17 protein-coding genes are annotated in these 19,724 nt (G+C 54.8%); 8 read left to right on the top strand and 9 right to left on the bottom strand.

Translation table 11 applies throughout. From position 1 onward, the window contains the following. Window position 1 precedes the first annotated feature (1 nt). The 4 genes from ptsP to aroA all read right to left on the bottom strand — a co-directional run bounded on the left by ptsP (window position 2) and on the right by aroA (window position 5,488). Window positions 2-1,756, bottom strand: coding sequence for a phosphoenolpyruvate--protein phosphotransferase (gene ptsP, locus FPZ45_RS11625; protein ID WP_144701420.1), 1,755 nt, complete (start codon window positions 1,754-1,756; stop codon window positions 2-4). Further along, the gene (locus FPZ45_RS11620) at window positions 1,753-3,636 is read right to left on the bottom strand and encodes a glucose PTS transporter subunit IIA (protein ID WP_144701418.1); all 1,884 of its coding nucleotides are present in this window, start codon (window positions 3,634-3,636) and stop codon (window positions 1,753-1,755) included. Before FPZ45_RS11620 ends, ptsP begins: the two co-directional genes overlap by 4 nt. Window positions 3,637-3,732: 96 nt before the next feature. After that, on the bottom strand, window positions 3,733-4,161 hold the full coding sequence (locus FPZ45_RS11615; protein ID WP_144701416.1) for a CoA-binding protein: 429 nt from the start codon (window positions 4,159-4,161) through the stop codon (window positions 3,733-3,735). 34 nt (window positions 4,162-4,195) lie between these two features. Then, complete coding sequence (gene aroA, locus FPZ45_RS11610; RefSeq protein ID WP_144701414.1) at window positions 4,196-5,488, bottom strand: 3-phosphoshikimate 1-carboxyvinyltransferase; 1,293 nt, start codon at window positions 5,486-5,488, stop codon at window positions 4,196-4,198. Between the two features lie 103 nt (window positions 5,489-5,591). Between aroA and FPZ45_RS11605 the strand changes: the two genes are divergently transcribed. After that, window positions 5,592-5,900 carry a rhodanese-like domain-containing protein gene (locus FPZ45_RS11605; RefSeq protein ID WP_144701412.1) on the top strand — a complete coding sequence of 103 codons (309 nt, stop codon included), beginning with the start codon at window positions 5,592-5,594 and terminating at the stop codon, window positions 5,898-5,900. On the opposite strand, the gene FPZ45_RS11600 is transcribed toward FPZ45_RS11605, so the two are convergent. Further along, window positions 5,897-6,430, bottom strand: a complete 534-nt coding sequence (locus FPZ45_RS11600) for a shikimate kinase (RefSeq protein WP_342780041.1) — start codon at window positions 6,428-6,430, stop codon at window positions 5,897-5,899. The genes FPZ45_RS11605 and FPZ45_RS11600 overlap by 4 nt on opposite strands. Window positions 6,431-6,554: 124 nt before the next feature. On the opposite strand from FPZ45_RS11600, the gene FPZ45_RS11595 reads away from it, so the two are divergent. Then, the gene (locus FPZ45_RS11595; RefSeq protein ID WP_144701410.1) at window positions 6,555-6,839 is read left to right on the top strand and encodes a hypothetical protein; all 285 of its coding nucleotides are present in this window, start codon (window positions 6,555-6,557) and stop codon (window positions 6,837-6,839) included. Window position 6,840: 1 nt separating this feature from the next. Here the strand turns inward: FPZ45_RS11595 and gndA are convergent, their stop codons facing one another. Beyond that, window positions 6,841-8,256: an NADP-dependent phosphogluconate dehydrogenase gene (gene gndA, locus FPZ45_RS11590; RefSeq protein WP_144701408.1), complete on the bottom strand. Its 1,416-nt coding sequence runs from the start codon at window positions 8,254-8,256 to the stop codon at window positions 6,841-6,843. A gap of 190 nt (window positions 8,257-8,446) precedes the next feature. On the opposite strand from gndA, the gene FPZ45_RS11585 reads away from it, so the two are divergent. Then, window positions 8,447-8,977, top strand: coding sequence for a YceI family protein (locus FPZ45_RS11585; protein WP_144701406.1), 531 nt, complete (start codon window positions 8,447-8,449; stop codon window positions 8,975-8,977). Window positions 8,978-9,055: 78 nt separating this feature from the next. Here FPZ45_RS11585 and FPZ45_RS11580 read toward each other — a convergent pair whose 3' ends face one another. Beyond that, entirely contained in the window at window positions 9,056-9,655 is a 600-nt protein-coding gene (locus FPZ45_RS11580; RefSeq protein ID WP_144701404.1) for a hypothetical protein, read from the bottom strand. 364 nt (window positions 9,656-10,019) lie between these two features. On the opposite strand from FPZ45_RS11580, the gene FPZ45_RS11575 reads away from it, so the two are divergent. The 4 genes from FPZ45_RS11575 to FPZ45_RS11560 all read left to right on the top strand — a co-directional run bounded on the left by FPZ45_RS11575 (window position 10,020) and on the right by FPZ45_RS11560 (window position 13,524). Continuing rightward, on the top strand, window positions 10,020-11,051 hold the full coding sequence (locus tag FPZ45_RS11575) for an ABC transporter ATP-binding protein (RefSeq protein ID WP_144701402.1): 1,032 nt from the start codon (window positions 10,020-10,022) through the stop codon (window positions 11,049-11,051). Continuing rightward, window positions 11,048-11,857: an ABC transporter permease gene (locus FPZ45_RS11570; RefSeq protein WP_144701400.1), complete on the top strand. Its 810-nt coding sequence runs from the start codon at window positions 11,048-11,050 to the stop codon at window positions 11,855-11,857. The genes FPZ45_RS11575 and FPZ45_RS11570 overlap by 4 nt, the downstream gene beginning before the upstream one ends. 6 nt (window positions 11,858-11,863) lie before the next feature. Next, window positions 11,864-12,667, top strand: a complete 804-nt coding sequence (locus tag FPZ45_RS11565) for an ABC transporter permease (RefSeq protein WP_144701398.1) — start codon at window positions 11,864-11,866, stop codon at window positions 12,665-12,667. Between the two features lie 212 nt (window positions 12,668-12,879). Then, entirely contained in the window at window positions 12,880-13,524 is a 645-nt protein-coding gene (locus FPZ45_RS11560) for a YktB family protein (RefSeq protein ID WP_144701396.1), read from the top strand. Window positions 13,525-13,568: 44 nt separating this feature from the next. Here the strand turns inward: FPZ45_RS11560 and FPZ45_RS11555 are convergent, their stop codons facing one another. Beyond that, window positions 13,569-16,589 (bottom strand): efflux RND transporter permease subunit, encoded by a 3,021-nt coding sequence (locus tag FPZ45_RS11555; RefSeq protein WP_281284900.1) that lies wholly within the window; start codon window positions 16,587-16,589, stop codon window positions 13,569-13,571. A 221-nt stretch (window positions 16,590-16,810) separates the two neighbouring features. Then, window positions 16,811-17,983 carry an MFS transporter gene (locus tag FPZ45_RS11550; RefSeq protein WP_144701394.1) on the bottom strand — a complete coding sequence of 391 codons (1,173 nt, stop codon included), beginning with the start codon at window positions 17,981-17,983 and terminating at the stop codon, window positions 16,811-16,813. A gap of 242 nt (window positions 17,984-18,225) precedes the next feature. Between FPZ45_RS11550 and FPZ45_RS11545 the strand changes: the two genes are divergently transcribed. Next, the gene (locus tag FPZ45_RS11545) at window positions 18,226-19,698 is read left to right on the top strand and encodes an aminotransferase class I/II-fold pyridoxal phosphate-dependent enzyme (RefSeq protein WP_144701392.1); all 1,473 of its coding nucleotides are present in this window, start codon (window positions 18,226-18,228) and stop codon (window positions 19,696-19,698) included. Window positions 19,699-19,724 lie beyond the last annotated feature (26 nt).

Here is a 19,724-nt window from a genome sequence, read left to right as displayed (position 1 = left end):
CTTAGATAAGCGGCTGCGCGTTACCCGGAGCGAGCGCTGCTTCCGCAAAGTATCGGCGGGCAAGATCCTTGATCTCTCCCGCCGTCGCGCAGCGGAGCATCTCCTCAAACACGTAACGGCCGTCCGAAGCTCTCGAATGAAGCACTCTCTCCTTCAAAGGCAATATCGCTTGCGCGGACAAGCTCAGCACTTCGATGCCCATTCCGAGCCATATTGGCAGGGCATTGACGTCACCCGCGATCTCCCCGCAAATGCTGACCGGTATCCCCTTTGTTTTGGCCGCCTGGACAGTCGTTCGGATCATGCGCAAGATTGCCGGATGAAAAGGTTCATACATATGGCTGATCCTTTCGTTCATCCGATCCACCGCAAGCGTAAATTGAATGAGATCGTTCGTTCCGATGCTGAAGAAGGCCGCTTCTTCCGCAAGCATATCAGCGATCGCCACGGCCGCCGGAACTTCGATCATGACCCCGGCTTTAATCTCCGTTAAAAACGGGACGCCTTCGGCCGTCAGCTCGCGTTTGGCTTCCTCCAGTAACCGGTTGGCCTCCCGCACCTCTTCCACGGAAGTAATCAGTGGATACATGATCTTTACGTTGCCGTAATGGGAGGCGCGAAGAATGGCGCGAAGCTGGGTTTTGAACAAGTCCTTGTGTTCGAGACAGAAACGAATCGCGCGGAAACCTAGGAACGGATTCTCCTCTTCCGGCAACTCATGATAATCGAGCTGCTTATCTCCGCCGATATCCAACGTTCGGATAGTGAGGGATTTGCCCTTCAGCTTCTGAACGGCCGTTTTGTATACTTCAAACTGCTCCTCTTCCGTCGGGAAACGCGTCCGGTCCATGTAGAGAAATTCCGTCCGGAACAGCCCTACGCCTTCGGCACCGTTGCCGAGAGCGGTTTCCAGCTCTTTCAGCGAGCTGATATTCGCCGCCAGCATCATCGCAACGCCGTCCTGCGTCACAGACGGTACTTCCACTAACTTCAACAATTGTTCTTTCTGTGCGATCAGACGCTTGCGCATGTCCGTATAGCGGGCAACCACCTCGGAATTCGGGTCCAATTGCAACGTACCGGCTTCGCCATCGATGACCAGATGGTCGCCCGTGACGATCGGACTCTGCAGCTTTCCTTCCAGGCCCATAACCATCGGAATGCCGAAAGCTCTCGCCATGATCGCCGAATGCGAAGTCGGGCTGCCGACCATCGTCACGATACCGAGCACAAGATCGGGCTTCAAATGAACGAGTTGGGACGGAGACAGCTCCCGAACGACGAGAACGAACGGTTGCGTGTCTTCGGGCAGGGAGATCTCCGGCGCGCCTAACAGATGCTTGAGCAAGCGGTTGCCGACGTCCTTAATGTCGAGTGCGCGCTCTTTCATATATTCGTCGTCCAACAGATCGAACATCGTCACGAAATGGTCGATCGCCTCCTTGACGGCAACCTCCGCGACCTTATATTGGCGTTGAATGATACCCTGAATCTCGTTCATGAATATCGGATCCTCAAGAATGGCCAGGTGGGCGTCGAAAATGCTCGCTTCCTCGGAACCGACGACCTCGTCCAATTCGGTCCTCATCTGACTGATCTCGCTTTTGGATCTGCGGATTCCTTCGTACAGACGGTCGAATTCTTTGGCCAGATCGGCGACGTCTATTTTCTGGTCAGGCAGTTCCCACTCCCAGTGCGGCAGAACGAATGCTTTGCCGATCGCGATTCCTTGCGAGGCTCCCGTTGCTTGTATCATTTCTCTGCCCCCTTTTCTCTCTCTTTCACAACCACCGACATGACCGCGGCCTGTCCTTTCTTGACCGCCTTATACGGAGCGAATCTCCAGGACTTCACGATATCGCTGTTCGTAATGACCATCGGCGTCTCCAGCGATTTGGCGTGTTGCTTAAGCGTCGGAATATGGAACTTCAGCAGAGGCTGGCCCGGCGATACTTCGTCTCCCATCGCCACGAGCGCCGTAAACCCTTTGCCCTCCAACTGGGAAGTATTAATGCCGACATGCAGCAATACTTCGAGGCCGTCTTTCGTGACCAAGCCGATCGCGTGCTTGGAGGGGTGAATGTGAATGACTTTGCCCTGAATGGGAGCGACCAGTTCTCCCTTGTCCGGAATAAAGGCGACACCTCGGCCGACAAGCTTCTGCGCGAAGATCGGATCGTCCACTTCCTCGATCGGAATCATCCTGCCTTGCACCGGAGAGTGAAATTGAATCTGCCGCACGTCCGTCTGCATGATTTTATTGATTTCTTCTCGAATGAGCTCGGAGAACGTGCCGAACACGACCTGTACGTGCCCGCCGCCGAGCCGAATGACTCCGGCGGCGCCTAGATGGCGCAGCGATTGAACGTCGACTCGCCGATCGTCCTCCAAGGTGAGCCGAAGCCGTGTGATGCATGCTTCCATGCGAACCATGTTTTCTTTTCCGCCGAGCGCTTGCAGGATAAGCGGAGCACGGTAAGGAATATCCCCCGCCCAATCGTCCAGCCTCGTCGCGTCTTCGCGCCCCGGCGTCGCAAGCTGAAAGCGGCGGATGCTCCACCGGAACAGTACATAGTAGACAAGCGCTACGCCTAAGCCGATTGGCAATAGGAGCCATCCTCTTTGGGCCAACGGCATATTCACCAAATACTCAAGCACTCCCGCGGAGAACGTAAAGCCGTGATGAATATCGAGTTCGTAAGCGAGCCACATAATCCCGCCCGATAGCAGCGCGTGCACGAGGAATAGATAAGGCGCTACGAACAGAAAAGCGAACTCGACCGGCTCGGTAACACCCGTTAAGAATGAACTGAGCGCGGCGATGCGGAATTGCTTGCTCGTCTTCGGCTTCAAGTCTTCTCTGGCTTCGTGAATAATGGCGAAAGCGATGGCCGGCAAAGCGAACATCATCGTCGGATAAAGCCCAGCCATAAAGATGCCCGCCGTTGGATCCCCCGCAAAAAAACGCGGCAAATCGCCGAAATAGACAGCCCCGTCCGTCCCCCGGAATTCGCCGATTTGGAACCAGAACATATGGTTCAGCAGATGATGAAGTCCGAAAGCAACCAGAATGCGATGCAGGAATCCGTAGAGGAAAACGCCGAAGCCGCCAGCGGAATAAACGAGGGTTCCGGCGGACTCCGCCCAGCTTCTTAAGCCTTCGCCTAGAGCGATCATCAGCCAGGAGAAGCCGAGCGATACGACGCTCATAAACAATGGAACGAACCGGGAACCGCCAAGGAATTGCAGCGCTTCCGGCAACTGAAAAGATTTAAAACGATCATTCGCCCATGCGGAGGCGATGCCGATAACCGCGCCCGCGAACATCGAGGGCTGAACCCCATCCGGATCGTAGGTGTGCGTAACGACATGGAAAATAAACATCCCGACCAAAGCCGCCATTCCTGCCGTGACGGACTGATTGGACATGCCGAGCGCGATGCCGATCGCGAAGACGTAGGGCACGTATTGGAAAATCGCCATGCCCGCGGCACTAAGCAGCTCGGGCGCCTGGGTCCAACCGAAAGAATCCCAAGGCAACCGGGATAACATAAGGAATATCGCCGCGGCGGGAAGCACCGTCATCGGCAGCATCATCGCTCGGCCTAATCTTTGGAGATAACCGATTCCGTACATGTGCCCCTCCTTTCTCGAAAGGATCGCAGAAATAAATCCCCGCAAAGATTCGGAATGCGCTGCAAGAGCCCTTCGTCACTTTACGGGGGTCATAAATTACGCTTTGCCTTGAGGCAGAAGGATGGAATCCTCCACCTTGATGCAGCGATCCATAATCATGTTCAGACCGCCTTCGGTCGCGATCGCCGCCGCTTCTTCGTTCGAAATGCCTAACTGGAGCCAAAGCGTCTTGGCGCCGATCTCTACGGCTTCCTTGGCGATCGGCGGAGTATGCTCGGGACGTCGGAAGACGTTCACGATATCGACGGGCTCGGGAATGTCTTTCAAAGACGCGTAACACGTCTCTCCTAGGATCGATGTCGCTTTAGGGTTCACCGGAATGATCCGGTACCCTTTGCGCTGCATCGCTTCGGATACCATGTGTGACGTCTTAGACGGATCGTCGGACAAGCCGACGACGGCGATCGTATGCGAGTCGAGCAAAATTTGTTTGATCTCGTCCCGAGACGGATGAACATAGGTCATGGAAACTGCCTCCTTTATTGGCTTGCGGATTTCGTTATTCTGTCCATTCCACTTGAGCGCCAAGCGACTTCAGATGGTCGAAGTAGATCGGATAAGATTTTGCGACATGATGCGCATCCTTGATACGAATTGGTTGGGCCGAGCGCAGGCCGACGATCGTCAGCGCCATAATGACGCGATGATCGTAATGCGCATCGATCTCGACACCGCCTTCCACGCCCTCAGGACGTCCGTGGACGATGATCTCGTCCCTTTTCTCCTCGACTCGCGCCCCCGCCTTGCGGAGCTCCGTCAAATAGTCCGTAATGCGGTCGCATTCCTTATACCGCAAGTTCTCGACGTTGTAGAAGCGGGAAGTGCCCTCTGCGAACACGGCAGCCGCTACCATCGCGAGCACGCCGTCGGTAAATTCGTCCCCGTCAAACTCGCCGGCTTTTAATCGCCCGTTTCCTTGGACATGAACGATGCCATCCTTATGAGTCAGAGGAACGTTCATCGCCCGCAGTACGTCAACGACGGCGCGTTCTCCCTGCTTGCTATCTTCCATCAGACGATGGACGACGACATCGGATTCCGTTACCGCCGCCGCGGCCAGAATAGCCGCGGAGCCCGGGTAATCCCCCTGCACCGTGTAGGTCTGCGCCTTATACTTCTGCTTGCCGGGAATCCGGAAAAACATCAAGTCCTCGGATGCTTCGATGACGATCCCCGCTTGCGCAAGCACCTCCAGCGTCTGTCCGATCACGACTTTGGATTTGAGGTCGTGAAGCACTTCGATCTCGCTGTCTTCGTCCAGCAGCGGCGTGATGAACAGCAAAGAGCTAAGGAACTGGGAGCTGACGCTGCCGGATACTTGAATTTTGCCTCCGCGCGGGTTGCCCCCCTTGATCGTCATCGGAAGACGACCGTTCTGATGCTCGATCTTAACGCCCATGCTTTCGAGCGCGACAATCAGGTCGTCATGTGGACGTTTGCCCAAGGACGCTGGATAGGAATTGAGGAAATGAACTTCCGGCAACAAAGCCGCCACGGACATAATAAACCGCAGTACGGCTCCGGCGTTGCCAACGTCCAATTCCTTCGTCGGACGAGGATGGCGCCCGAAGCCGGTAATGACGATTTTCTCCTCGTCTTCTTCCACGATCGCTCCCAAGTCGCGAATGCAGCGGCGCATTGCCTCTCCGTCTTCGCTGTGGGCCGGATATAGAATCGTGCTCGTCCCTTCCGCCAGGGCGGAGACGAGCAAATAACGGGTCGTATAGTTTTTGGAAGACAGCGCTTGAATTTCGCCGTTCAATTTTCCTGTAGGGGTAACGATCATATCCATGAATAAACACGCTCCTTGATCACGATGTATGCCTAACCGCGTTTGACAGCCTTATGCCGGTTTCATATGATAAATCTATATTCGAATGAAAGGCTGGCTAATCATGAGTAACTATAACACCATTACTGTCGAAGAGCTCAAATCCCGGCTCGATGCCGGCGAGCGGATACATCTTATCGACGTCCGCGAGGACGAAGAAGTCGCGCAAGGCATGATTCCCGGCGCTGTGCATCTCCCCCTGGGCCAAGTCCCGCAACAATTGGGCGCCATCCCGAAAGAAGAGGAAGTCGTCTTTATCTGCCGCAGCGGCTATCGCAGCGACCAAGCTTGCCAGTACCTTGCTTCCATCGGTTATAAAGGCGTCGCCAATATGATCGGCGGCATGCTCGCTTGGAACCAGCTTGAGCCTTAAATCCAGCCCTTCGGCAATCCTTGCAGTAATAGTTCTGCGACTTCCGCGGGCGTACGGTCGGACGTGTCCACCTTCGCGTTCGCGAAGTCGTAGGCGTGTTTCCTCGCTTCGAGCAAAGCGCTGACACGCGCTTCCGCGTCGCCCGCAAGAAGCGGCCTCGTGCCTTCGGCCGCGCTTGTTACCCGCCGGATCAAGCTCGCCTTGTCCGCCGTAAGCGCAACCACCCATCCCCGCTCTAGCATCGTACGACGATTGCCCTCGCGCAGAACGGCTCCGCCTCCCGTCGCGACGATCCGGTTCCCCTGGCACAACGTTTGCTCCAACACCCGGGTCTCCCAATCGCGAAACGCTTCTTCTCCGTCCTTCGCGAAAATCTGCGGAATAGACCGGCCCGCCGCTTTCTCGATCTCCGCGTCCGTATCCTTGCTTTCCCAGCCCAGACGTTCGGAGAGCAGCTGGCTTACCGTCGATTTGCCGGTTCCCATGAACCCGACGATGATAATATTGCGGCGCGAATCGATCTCGTTCAATTCCAGATCCCCATTCCGTGAAATTACGCTTTTTATATCATAGCATATCGATCCAAAGGTATAAAACGACGAGTTTATCCGTACTTTGATAGTGTACAATCCCATCGTCGAAGGTGATGTTCCCGTGAGCAACCAACAGCCGACTCCGCCGTTCGAGCAGCCTCTCCGCCGTCTGCTTGATCCCTCTTACCCGCTCTGCCGGGAAGACGTGTTATGGGCGCTCGGTTTTATTAAGAAAAAAGTGGCCGACAGAGCCCCCGAATGGTCGGGGCTCGATCGGCCACAGCTGCTTGCCCATTTTGCTTGTTTCGCGGATATGGCCCTTCTGCTCCTGTATCGGCGCAGCCCCAGCGGTCAGGAGACCGCATGCTTTCGCACGATGTTAAGCGAGCTGCTGCCGCGCGACTGAATTAAGACTGGATCCAGTTATGATGGAACGTGCCTTCTTTGTCCAAACGCTTGAACGTATGGGCGCCGAAATAATCGCGCTGCGCTTGCAGCAGATTCGCCGGCAGACGTTCGGAACGGTAGCTGTCGTAATAAGCGATCGCGCTCGCGAACGAAGGTACAGGAACCCCGTACGCGACAGCCGTGGTCACGACTTCGCGCCATGCGTCTTGATACGATTCCACGACACCTTTGAAGTACTCGTCGAGCAGCAGGTTGCGCAGCTGCGGCTCGCGGTCATAGGCGTCTTTGATGTTTTGCAGGAAACGGGCGCGAATGATGCAGCCGCCGCGGAAAATCATCGCGATATCGCCGTAACGCAGATTCCAGCCGTATTCCTCGGAAGCGGCGCGCATTTGCGCGAAACCTTGCGCGTAGGAACAAATCTTGCTCGCGAACAGCGCCTTGCGCACGCTCTCGATGAATGCCGCTTTATCGCCTTGGAACGGCTTCGTTTGCGGTCCTTTAAGCACTTTGCTCGCGGCGACGCGCTCTTCCTTCATCGCGGAGAGGAAACGGGAGAATACCGATTCCGTAATGATGGACAGAGGCACTCCGAGATCGAGCGCGCTTTGGCTCGTCCATTTGCCCGTTCCCTTCTGTCCTGCCGCGTCCAGAATAACGTCGACCATCGGTTTGCCGGTTTCCGGGTCCTTCTGCGCGAAAATATCGGTGGTGATCTCGATCAGGTAACTGTCGAGCTCGCCTTTGTTCCATTCGCCGAAGATTTGGTGCAACTCGTCCGTGGATACGCCAAGGACGTCCTTCAGCAATTGATAAGCTTCGCAGATCAACTGCATATCGCCATATTCAATGCCGTTGTGAACCATTTTTACATAGTGTCCCGCGCCGTCCGGCCCGATGTATGTACAGCATGGATCGCCGTTTACTTTCGCGGAAATGCCCGTCAGGATCGGCTCGACCAAACGGTAAGCTTCTTCCGGCCCGCCCGGCATGATGGACGGTCCTTTAAGCGCGCCTTCTTCTCCGCCGGAAACGCCTGTTCCGATGAAATGGAAGCCTTGGGCCGTCAATTCCTTGCTGCGGCGCTGGGTGTCCGGGAAGTACGCGTTGCCGCCATCGATAATAATATCGCCTTTATCCAAATAAGGAACGAGCGATTCGATCGTCGCGTCCGTTCCGGCTCCCGCTTGAACCATGATCAGAATTTTGCGGGGCTTTTCAAGAGAGTTGACGAACTCCTCGACCGAGTACGTGCCGACGAGGTTTTTGCCTTTGCCGTCCGTGTTCAGCAGGTCGTCCGTTTTTTCTCTCGAGCGGTTAAATACCGCAACCGTGAATCCGCGGCTCTCGATGTTGAGGGCAAGATTGCGGCCCATTACGGCCATGCCAACGACGCCAATGTTTGCTTTAGACATGTTCTCTTCATCCTTTAGTACGTTATTGTCACAATAAGCATATTGTACTCTTTTTGGACGAAGATGAAAACCATCATTTGCATTCCCATCGGTTTGCAAGCCATTTCCAATCCGCGCCAAAAATAACACTTGATTTTCTTTGTTACTTATAATTTAATAGTTAATATAAAATATTAAGGATGTGTTGATCATGGCAGCAAGCAATTGGAATTTGGATAAATCCCACAGTGGAATTACGTTCAGCGTACGGCACATGATGATTACGAACGTGCGCGGCAGCTTTAACGATTTCAACGCGTCCGTCAGCGCGGATCCGGCTAGCTTGTCCGATCTGGACGCAACGGTCACGATCGAAGTCGGAAGCATCGACACGAAAGACGAAGGACGCGACGGCCATCTGAAATCCCCGGATTTCTTCAATGCCGAGCAATTCCCGCAAATCACGTTTAAGAAAACAGCGCTCGTCTCCAAAGGCGGCGAAGACTATTCCCTGACCGGCGACTTAACGATCGCGGGCGTCACGAAATCCGTTACGTTAAACACGGAAATCTCCGGCCCAGCTAAAGACCCATGGGGCAATACGAAATTCGGCGTCGTGGCCGATGGCGCGATCAATCGTTCCGATTTCGGCTTGACATGGAACGCGGCTCTTGAAACCGGCGGTTTTCTTGTCGGGGACGCGATCAAGATTCACATTGAATTGGAATTCGCCCAAGGCTAATCACGGAACAGAAAAAGCGGAGTCATTCTCATGAAGAGAGAATGCTCCGCTTTCGTATTTTCAGGCATTTTCCGCGATTCACAGCTCTAGTTGCAGCATCTCGGTTCTCATGCCCATCAGCTTTTCCTTGCTCTCCTCGATTTTATCCTGCCATCCGTTCTCGACGGCTTCATGCAGACTGGCAAGCTCGTAATCGATCTCAAGCCGGAGCACTCCCGCTCGCAGCTCGGCTCTGTTCGACTTGAACGCTTGAACCATTTCTTCCACCGTTACTTGCGGCCTTTTCTGAAAAATAATCCGATGTTCCATGCCGGACACCTCCACGAGACGGATAATTTCGCCGAACATGATATTTTCGATCCGGAGCACCTGACGTTCCTGAAACCTTTTAACGACGGCGTGGCCGCGGGAATCATTGATAAGCTTCTCGATCCATTGCGCCAGCTTCTCGTCTTTGACCAGGTAGTTGCCGATCATTTTGTAGCGACCCAACACCCTCAGGAACCTCAGCTTGAGCAACTTGCGCCCGGTTCTTACGGATACGAGAAATTGATGTTCGCTTTCGTGCCAGTACAAAGAATAACCTTCCTGAATCAGTTCCCGAATCAAATTTTGAATTTGGCGACGGTCGAAACGAAGCTCCAGGTTGCAATATTCCACTTCGTAACTGCGGTTCACGGCCATCCCCCCTCCTGCATTGATTGGACGGCTTGAGATGTTGACCGAATTGTCAGAATATTGTTGCTTGCTTATATCTTATACTCCATCTTATGTTATGGCAACTTGGTTTCTTTACTATTTTCCTTCCCATTTTTGTAGCGCGGGCTGAGATAATGTGGCGGGATCGGTCCGGGAGCCGATCCTGCTCCTTGAGTTCACAGAAAACGACTGAAGCAGTGCCTCATCAGCTCTTGGGCGCAAACCGGATAATAATCAACATGAAAAGATAAGAATCCCACCTTCACGCTGCCCCTCTACATCCTTACAATAGGAAAAATATGGAGGGAAATAACGCTCCAAAAAAGGGGGGAACCATTCTCGCATGGCACTCATCGAAGTCGAATACTTGCGTAAGGAATTCAAGCGACAGAAGCGCAAGGACGGCTTCTGGCCGCTGATGAAGAGCCTCGTCCATCGAGAGTACGAGATCAAAACCGCGGTAGAGAACATCTCGTTCACGATCGATAGGGGCGAGGTGGTCGGCTATATCGGGCCGAACGGGGCCGGCAAGTCGACCACGATCAAGATGATGGTCGGCATTCTCGTGCCGACGAGCGGCATTGTCCGCGTGAACGGCCTCGTGCCTTACGAGAACCGCATCGAGAACGCTCGCCGCATCGGCGCCGTGTTCGGCCAGAAGAGCCAGCTCTGGTGGGATACACCCGTAATCGAGTCGCTCCGTCTGACGAAGTATATGTACGACATTCCGAACGACCGCTACGAACGCAACATGAAGCTGTTCAACGACGTGCTCGACCTCGACGAGTTCAAGAAGGTCGCCGTCCGCTCGCTCAGCCTCGGCCAGCGTATGCGCGCCGATCTGTGCGCGGCACTGCTGCACGACCCCGACATCGTTTATCTCGACGAGCCGACGATCGGCCTCGACGTCGTCGTGAAGGAGCGCATCCGCCAGTTCATCCGCGAGATCAACCGCGAGCGGGGCACGACGGTCATCCTGACGACGCACGATATGGCCGACATCGAGAAGCTGTGCAGCCGCGTCATGGTCGTCGACCACGGCAAGCTCATGTACGACGGCAATCTCGAGACTCTGAAAAACGACTTCGGCAATATGGAAAAGATGGAGGTAGACACGGATGAGCCGTTCGCGATGAGTGAGGAGCTTCGGCGCATGGGCGTCGCCTTCGGCCTGACTGAGGAAAACCGGACGCAGCTCACCTACGACAAGAATTCGATCAATTCGACGGTGATCATCAAGTGGATCATGGAACGCTATTCGGTCCGCGACTTCATCGTCAAGGAGACGGAGATCGAGCAGATCATCCGTGACCTATACATCCATCTGCAGCAACAAGGGACGCCGGTATCGGCCAGAGAGGAAGCGCTCATATGAGACTCGCCCTCTATCGCGAAATGACGCTCAATTCGCTCCGCACGAGCCTCGCGTTCCGCTCTGAGGTCATCCTGTTCCTGTTCGGGCAGCTGCTGCGCCTGTTCGTTCAGGTGTACATCTGGCGGGCGCTGTTCGCGAACTCCACCGAGTTGTCCTCGCAATCGGGCATGATCACACTCTCCGAGATGATCACGTACTCGGTTGTCAGCACCGCGATCTCGGTGTTCGCGACAAACGACGTCATCTTCCGCGTCAGCCGCAAGGTGTCGTCCGGCGAGATCGCCATGGACCTGATCAAGCCGATGAGCTTCCGCTCAGTGCTGTTCTGCCAGACGCTCGGCGTGAACGTCTACCGCATCCTGTTCGAGCTATTGCCGCTCATGATGGTCAGCCTGATTCTGTTCGGCGTGCATCTGCCGACGCTCGCGAACGGCCTCGCCTTCCTCGGGCTGGTCGTAGGCGGACTGATCCTGAACTTTCTCATCACGTACGCCATCGGGCTGATCGCCTTCTGGTACATTCTCGTCTGGCAGGTCAACACGGTGCTGGACGGCCTCATCCGGCTGCTCTCCGGCGCCTTCATCCCGATCTGGTTTTTCTCGGATACACTCGTGAAGCTGTCGTACTTCTTCCCGTTCCGGCTCATCTACTACGAGCCGATCGCGGTTTTTCTCGGGAAAACGACAGGCTGGGCGAATCTGCTTGGCTTGTTCGCGCAGCAACTCGCCTGGATCGTCGGCCTGCTTCTGCTTCAGCGCTGGATGTGGGGACGCGCCGTTCGCCGGCTCGTCGTGCAGGGAGGTTGATGCCGAATGCGATTCCTTAAACTGTACGCGCGATTCATTCCGATCTACTTCAAGAGCAAGACGGAGCACGGCTTCGGCTTCTACATGGATTTCGTCGGCTTCGCGCTCAACCACGTCGTCAGCTACTTCGTCATCTGGGCGCTCATGAGCCGGTTTCAGACGATCAACGGGTGGAACATGTACGAGGTTATGCTCATGTACACGCTGAACATGCTGACCTTCGGCATCGCGGCCGTATTCTTTTTCTTCCAGATGACGGACGTCGAAGAGGACGTGCACATGGGCACGTTCGACAGCTTGCTTGTAAAGCCGATCAATCCGTTCGTGCACATGATCATCCGCGCCTTCGGCCACTTCTTCCTGGGCGACATCGTCATCGCGGTGGGCATGCTCGTCTTCTGCTTCCACAAGCTCGGCCTATCGCTCGACTTCGGCTCGGCAATCGCCTTCATCGCGGTGCTGCTCGGCGGCGTTCTCGTGCAGGCGGCATTCATCGTCATCTCGGGCTCAGCCTGCTTCTGGCTCGTTCGCTCTCGCTCGCTCATGAATATGGTGTTGTTTGGCATCCGCGACCTCATGGACTACCCGGTCTCGATCTACGGCACCGTGCTGCGCGGCGTGCTCACGTTCGTCATCCCGTACGCGTTCGTCAACTTCTACCCGGCGCAGCTCATCCTGAACCGGAACGACGACGCGCTCTTTGCCTCGTGGCTGCCGTATGCCACACCGGCGGTCGGCCTGCTGCTCTTCGCGATCGGCTACCGCGTCTGGAACGCGGGGCTGAACCGCTACCAGGGCACGGGAAGCTGAAGCTATTAACAAAAGATTATCTCGTTAGCCAATCCATAGAGTGAAATTAAGCGGCCTTCGTCCCGAATTCCTTGGGACTGAGGTCGCTTGTTTAATTTATGGAAACCGGACCTGCAGGCAAAGGTGACAAGCCCCCTTTCCGGAGTGCTATAATGTTGTAGAGTTTGCCGCGAGATCGGATCATATGAAACTACATACGAGGAGATTAAACGATGAGCATAGAAACGAAAACCGCGTTCAAAGGTTTCGACGACCGCGATTTCCAGGTATTCGAGATCGATGGGCTGGAAGCCCGAATGGAGGCGCTAATCGAACGGGTGCGCCCGAAATTCCACGCGCTCGGGGAGCACTTAACGCCTTTCCTCGGCGAAATGTGCGGAGAAGAGATGTTTACGCATGTCGCCAAGCATGCCAGAAGAACAGTGAACCCGCCGAACGATTCCTGGGTCGCCTTCGCGAACAACAAAAGAGGCTACAAAGCTTATCCCCACTTCCAGATCGGATTATGGTCCACTCACGTCTTCGTTCAATTCGCCATTATCTACGAGTGTCCGAACAAAAACACGTTCGCCGAGCGAGCGCTGGGCGAGTTGGATTCCGTCCGCCGAGCCGTACCCGCGGATTACATATGGTCCAAGGACCATATGGTGCCTACAGGGTTAATACACGGCGAGTTATCGGACGGAGAGCTGATCGAGCTGTTCGATCGGCTGAAAACGGTCAAAGCCGCCGAACTGACGTGCGGCATCCATATCCGACGCGGAGACCCGCTCCTTGCGGATGGGGACGCGTTTGTGAAACGCGCCGAGGAAACCTTCCGCACGCTTCTGCCATTGTATCGGATGGCCTTGGCTTAACATGCAATGGCGGCGCAGGGAAAGTTCCCGGCGCCGCCATTTTTTTAGTTCTGAGCCGCGACTTCGCGAACGGTCGCAGCGGCCACCTTGCGTTGACGCGCGGACTTGCGGAAGTAAAGCAGCTCGTAGACGCAAGGGACGATGACGAGCGTCAGCAGCGTCGAGACGACGAGTCCGCCAATGACGACGACGGCAAGGCTTTGCGAAACGATGCTTCCGCTTTCCGCGGAGCCGAACACAAGCGGCAGCATCGCGCCGACGGTGGCGATCGCGGTCATCAGAATCGGACGCATGCGCGTACCGGCCGCTTCGAGAAGCGCGTCGCGGATCGTCATTTTCTCTTCGTTGTGTTTCACCCGGTCGATCAGGACGATCGCATTCGTCACGACGATACCGATAAGCATCACGACGCCGAAGATGGCGGTGAAGTCTGGCGTAACACCAGTCACGATCAGACCGAGCACGGAACCAATCGGAACGAAGAAAATCGAGCTAATGATGGCAAGCGGTGCTTTGATCGTTTTGAAGGTAAACACCATAATCAGATAGACGATGCCGATGGAAACGATCATCATCATGAACAAGCTCATGATGTCGGCCGATTGGTCCGCGGATGCTCCACCCACGATCAGCTTGACGCCTTCCGGCGTGGGAACGTCCTTGAGCTGCTTGTCGATCTCCGCGCCGACTTTGGACAATTGGGACGGTTCGACGGAAGCCGTTACGCGGATGTAGCTCTTGCCGTCCTTATGGAAGAACGTCGTCGCTTGTTCCGTTTTCGTCCACTTCGCCACGCTAGACACCGGCTTCGGTCCGGCTTCGGTCATGACGGTCAGCGAGGAAAGCTCGCTTTCAGATGTCGGCTTCAGCACCGGCTCGATCTGTACAGGAACGTTCTGTCCATCCACTGCGATGGAACCGACCGGAACCGGGTTCAGCATGCTTTGCAATTGCATCACAATCTCTCCGGCTTTCGCCGCTGCGGGATCAACTTCGAGCGTATAGACCGTTTTCTTCTCTTGCTGATTGCTCTCGACCTTCAGGACGTCTTTGATCGGCTTGATCTTCGCGATCGCATCCTCGGCCGTCTTGCCGATATCGTCCAGGTTATTCCCCGTAATGTCGACGAGAATTTGCGTGGAGCTCCCGCTTGACATAAAATTGCCAGTCGACGTATTTATTTCGGCGCCCGGATAATGGACAGCTTCGGATTTCACGTCTTCCATCACTTTCTCGGCGTCTTTGCCTTTTTTCATTTTCAACATATAGGAAACGAGGGCAGGTGACGATACGCCGCCGTATTTCGCCGCATCCGCACTGTTGCCGTTGGACATGGCCACCCACTCGACGTCTTCTCGGTTCATGAGATAAGTCTCGAGCTTATGACCGTTCTCTAGGACTTGCGCGGCTGGCGTATCCGGTTTGTATTTCAAGCTGACGTTAATATTCTCGGCGCTCGAAGAGTCGATCGCGCCTTTGGGCATCGCCACGTAAGTCGCGATGGAACCGACGAGCAATACGACGGCTCCCAAAATCGGCAACCATTTGTTCCGCAAATTCCACTCGAGCAGACGGACGAAACGTTGGGACGGCTGATGCTCTTTAATGTAGGAGTTCTTGAGCACGCCGGCGCTCATCAACGGAATAACCGTCAAGGCGACGAGTAGTGATGATAGCAGCGAATAGGTCATCGTTAAGGCAAACGGCAGCAGGAATGACTGCAGGCCACCTCTCAGTAAGCTCATTGGCAGGAATACGGCGATCGTCGTTAACGTAGACGCGGTAATGGCTCTAGCCACTTCTTTGGTCGCGTCGATGACGAGCTCCGAAGAGAATTTCTCCTTCTGCAGCCTTCGGAAAATATTCTCGATGACGACGATGCTGTCGTCCACCAAACGCCCGACCGCGACCGCAACGCCTCCAAGCGTCAGAATGTTCAGCGTAATGCCGGACAGATCGAGCAGATAAAGCGTCATGGCGAGAGACAGCGGGATCGAGACGATCGTCACGAGCGTCGCGCGAACGTTCCGCATGAAGATCAGAATGACGATCGTCGCGAACAGCGCCCCGAGCAGCACTTCCCTCATCATGCTGTTCACGGAATGAACGACCTGTTCGGACGTGCTTACCGCGATTTTCATATTAACGGAGCTGATCTCTTCGTTATATTTGTCGACGATTTTCCCGACGTCCTTGCCGACATTCACCGCGTTGGCGTTGGCGCCTTTGGAGATAACGAACTGTAATGCATCCCTCCCGTCGATTCGGAACGTGCTTTCCTTCTTGTCTTCAAGCGTGACGCTCGCCACATCCCCTAGCGTAACTCCCTGAGCGACAGGGAGTCGTTTCAAGGTATTCGCGTCCTGCAAGCTTGAAGTCACGTTCAAATTCACGATCTGTCCGTCCAGGGTGCTCTCCCCGACCGAGGAGGACGCGGAACGCCCCTGCAGGACTCCGTACAACGCTTGCAGCGGAACGCCTTTCTCCGCGAGCTTGGCAGCATCCGGCACGATGCTCACTTTAGACTGCGATTTGCCGGACAATTGCACACTGCCTACGCCGTCGATCCCGTTGAATTCGTTCAGAATCCGCTCTTCCAGCGTTACTTTTTCTGCATCGCTTACTCCGTCGGCGAACGTAAGCGTAACGAACGAAATCGGAATCATCGAGGTGTTCAATTGAACGATGTACGGAGGCGAGACATTGTCGGGCAGCTTTACCGTATTGACCGCCTTTTCGACCTCCGATTTCGCGTCCTTCATATTCGTATCCGAATCGAAATTCAGATTCACTTGGGAGAAACCGTCCCCGGACGAGGAAAATACGTTCGTTTTTCCCTTGATCCCAGACAATGCCTTCTCTAGCGGTCCGGTGACTGATCTATCTATCGAAGAAGCATCGTATCCCGGTCCGATGACCGACACCGTAACTTGCGGATTATCGGCCTCCGGCAAAAATTCCATAGGCAGCTTGGTATAGCTCAACACCCCCATGGCGAGCACCATGATCACGATAATGATCATAGCCGCTTTATTGCGAAACGTCCCGTTAATCAAACTTTTCACTTCGAATGTACCCCTTTCGGATGCTTCATTTTTCTTTGTCTAGCTTAACGGAACGACGGCCAGGGCGAGAATCGGCTGTAGACTGGACTTTACACTGGACTGGAGTCTGAGCAGAACTCCTACCGAGGTCTTTCATGACGAGTTCAGGCATAAAAAAGAAGTCCCCGACCGCCTGTATGGCGATTAAGGACTTCCATGTGTAAGAACGGGCAAAATAGCGATTAAGCTTGAGCTCTTTGGCGGTCTTGACTGCGGAATTGGGCCAATAACCCGAGCGCCGCGATGGAGAGAACGCCCGATACGACGAACGGCAGCCAGGAAGTCGCACCGAGCAGCGCCGCACCGAGCAGCGGGCCGACAATGCGGCCCAAGCTGTCCATCGAGGAACTGAGTCCGGATGCGATACCTTGTCCGACCGTCGTCTTCTGCGTGATCAACGAGGTTACGCATGGTTTAATGAGCGAATTGCCGATTCCGAAAATACATAGGTACAGCGTCGCGATTCCCCAACTTGTGGACGTGAGAAGCAGGAAAAATCCCACCGCGGAAATCAGCAGACCGATCGCGATATACCGGCCTTCTTGGCCGACCTTCACGCGTCTGCGAACGACGCCGCCCTGTACGAGAGCGCCCGCCAAGCCGCAGAAGAAAAACATCATCCCGACTTGCAAAGGCGTTACTCCGAATTTCTCCATTCCGAACAATTGCAATGTCGCTTCCAGAATCGCCAAGGAGAAGGTCACGAAAAACGCGAGTACGTATAAATACTTCAGCGGACCTTGGAAAGCGGTCCAACGCGATACCCGCTTGCCTTTGTCGGCCGCAGCCCTTTTCTCCGGCGGAAGGGATTCGGGCAATTTGGTCCATGCCGCGATGAATACAATCAAGGATAAGGCGGCAGCCGCATAGAAAGGCGTATGAAGCGTAATCTCGCTCAGCAGCCCGCCGAATCCCGGCCCGAACGTAAATCCGAGTCCGATGCTCATGCCGACGACGGCCATTCCTTTCGTGCGTTCCTGTTCCGTCGTAATATCCGCGACGTACGCGACGATACAGGACACGACCGCACCAGAGAACAAACCGCCGAGCACGCGGGAAGCGTACATGATCCACAGATGGTCTCCGGATAAGCCGAAGATCAGAAAGCTGATCGCGAATCCGAGCACCCCGGTCATAATGACGGGACGACGGCCGATCCGCTCCGACAAGCCTCCCCATACCGGGCTCAGCAGGAACGACATTAGGGAATAGATCGCGAGCATCGCGCCGGTGTGCCAGTTCGCGGTTTCTTGACTCGCTTCCGTTACCAATTGGGGAAGAACAGGAATAATGATGCCGAAACCGATAAAAATCGTAAAGAGCATAAGTCCTACGATTGCCAATTTGCTTTTCACAGGTTAGTCTCTCCTCTTGTCCGAACGATAAAAAAACGCTAACGCACCGCATCTTCTCTTCTATCGATGGTAGCATATTCGTCGCTCAAGTTCCAAATCGATCTGTTGACGTTTTCGTGACAACTTCGCCATCTATCAGTCCGTTGTTGATTTCCACTCCATTTTTGTTATACTCATGCTTGTTTGGTTAAAAGTATTTTCCTCTATCTCGTTGCTCGTTTAAGAAAGGCAGGGAACTTCTATTGGATCATAATCGTACTCCGCTATTCGACGCATTGCGTTCCCATGCGAAACGGAATCCGGTGCAATTCCATATTCCGGGTCACAAGAAAGGCGCAGGAATGGACCCCGAATATCGCGACTTCATCGGACAAAACATTCTCGACATCGATCTGATCAATATCGCTCCGCTCGATGATCTTCATCAGCCGGTCGGCGTCATTCTCGAAGCCCAGCAGCTCGCGGCAGACGCGTTCGGAGCGGATTCGACATATTTCTCCGTGCAAGGAACAAGCACGGCCATCATGACGATGATCTTGTCCGTATGCGGTACGGGCGATAAAATCATCGTCCCTCGCAACGTGCACAAGTCGGTGCTGTCGGCTATTATTTTCGCCGGTGCTCGTCCCGTGTTCCTCTCCCCCGTTCGCGATACGAACCTCGGGATCGATCACGGCGTGACGACGAAGTCCGTTCGAAGAGCGTTGGAACGCCATCCCGACGCCTCCGCAGTTCTGGTCATCAATCCGACTTACTACGGGGTTTGCACGCATCTAAAGGAAATCGTCGATCTAGCTCATGAGTACGACGTTCCCGTCCTAGTGGACGAAGCGCACGGAGCGCTTATTCACTTCTCCGACGAATTGCCGATCTCCGCCATGGAGGCGGGAGCCGATATGTCCGCTACGAGCATACACAAATTGGGCGGTTCCATGACGCAAAGCTCGATCTTGAACGTTCGCAAGGGCTTGATCAATCCGCAACGGGTTCAGACGATTCTCAGCCTGCTGACGACAACTTCGACGTCGTATCCGCTTCTTGCCTCCCTGGACACCGCACGCCGTCAGCTTGCGATCAAAGGCAAGGAGATCGCGGAGCGCACGCTGCGTCTGGCTCAACATGCCAGGTCCGAGATCAACCAGATCCCCGGACTGTACTGCTTCGGCGAGGAATTGCTCGGCGAGGAAGCGACGTACGATTATGATCCGACGAAGCTGACGATTCATGTCCGGCACTTGGGCATTACGGGATACGACGCGGAAAATTGGCTTCGCGAGCATTACCGGCTCGAAGTCGAGCTCAGCGATATGTACAATATTCTTTGTCTCGCTACTCCAGGCGACGACGAGGAATCGATCGGTATTCTGCTCGAGTCGCTACGAGCGATGTCTGCCGCTTATCATGCGGAAGATAAGGAAATTGCCGAAGTCGTGGTCATTATCCCGGAAATCCCCCATCTGGCGTTGACGCCGAGGGACGCTTTCTACGGAGAAACCGAGCTCGTGCCGTTTAAGGAATCCGCAGGCCGGATCATTGCCGAGTTCATCTATGTCTATCCGCCGGGAATTCCGATTCTTCTTCCGGGAGAAATCATCTCGCAGGAAAATATCGATTATATCATCGACCACCTTGAAGTCGGCCTTCCCGTCAAAGGACCGGAGGACCGCTCCGTCACGAACGTCAAAGTCATTATGGAAGAAACCGCGATCTCCTGATCCGCACTCCAATTCCGATCCTCCGC

This window comes from Cohnella terricola, from assembly GCF_007786475.1.
Lineage (GTDB): Bacteria > Bacillota > Bacilli > Paenibacillales > Paenibacillaceae > Cohnella > Cohnella terricola.
The sequence above is the reverse complement of the archived record's forward strand: the minus strand, read 5'-3'. Positions and strand labels throughout refer to the sequence as shown.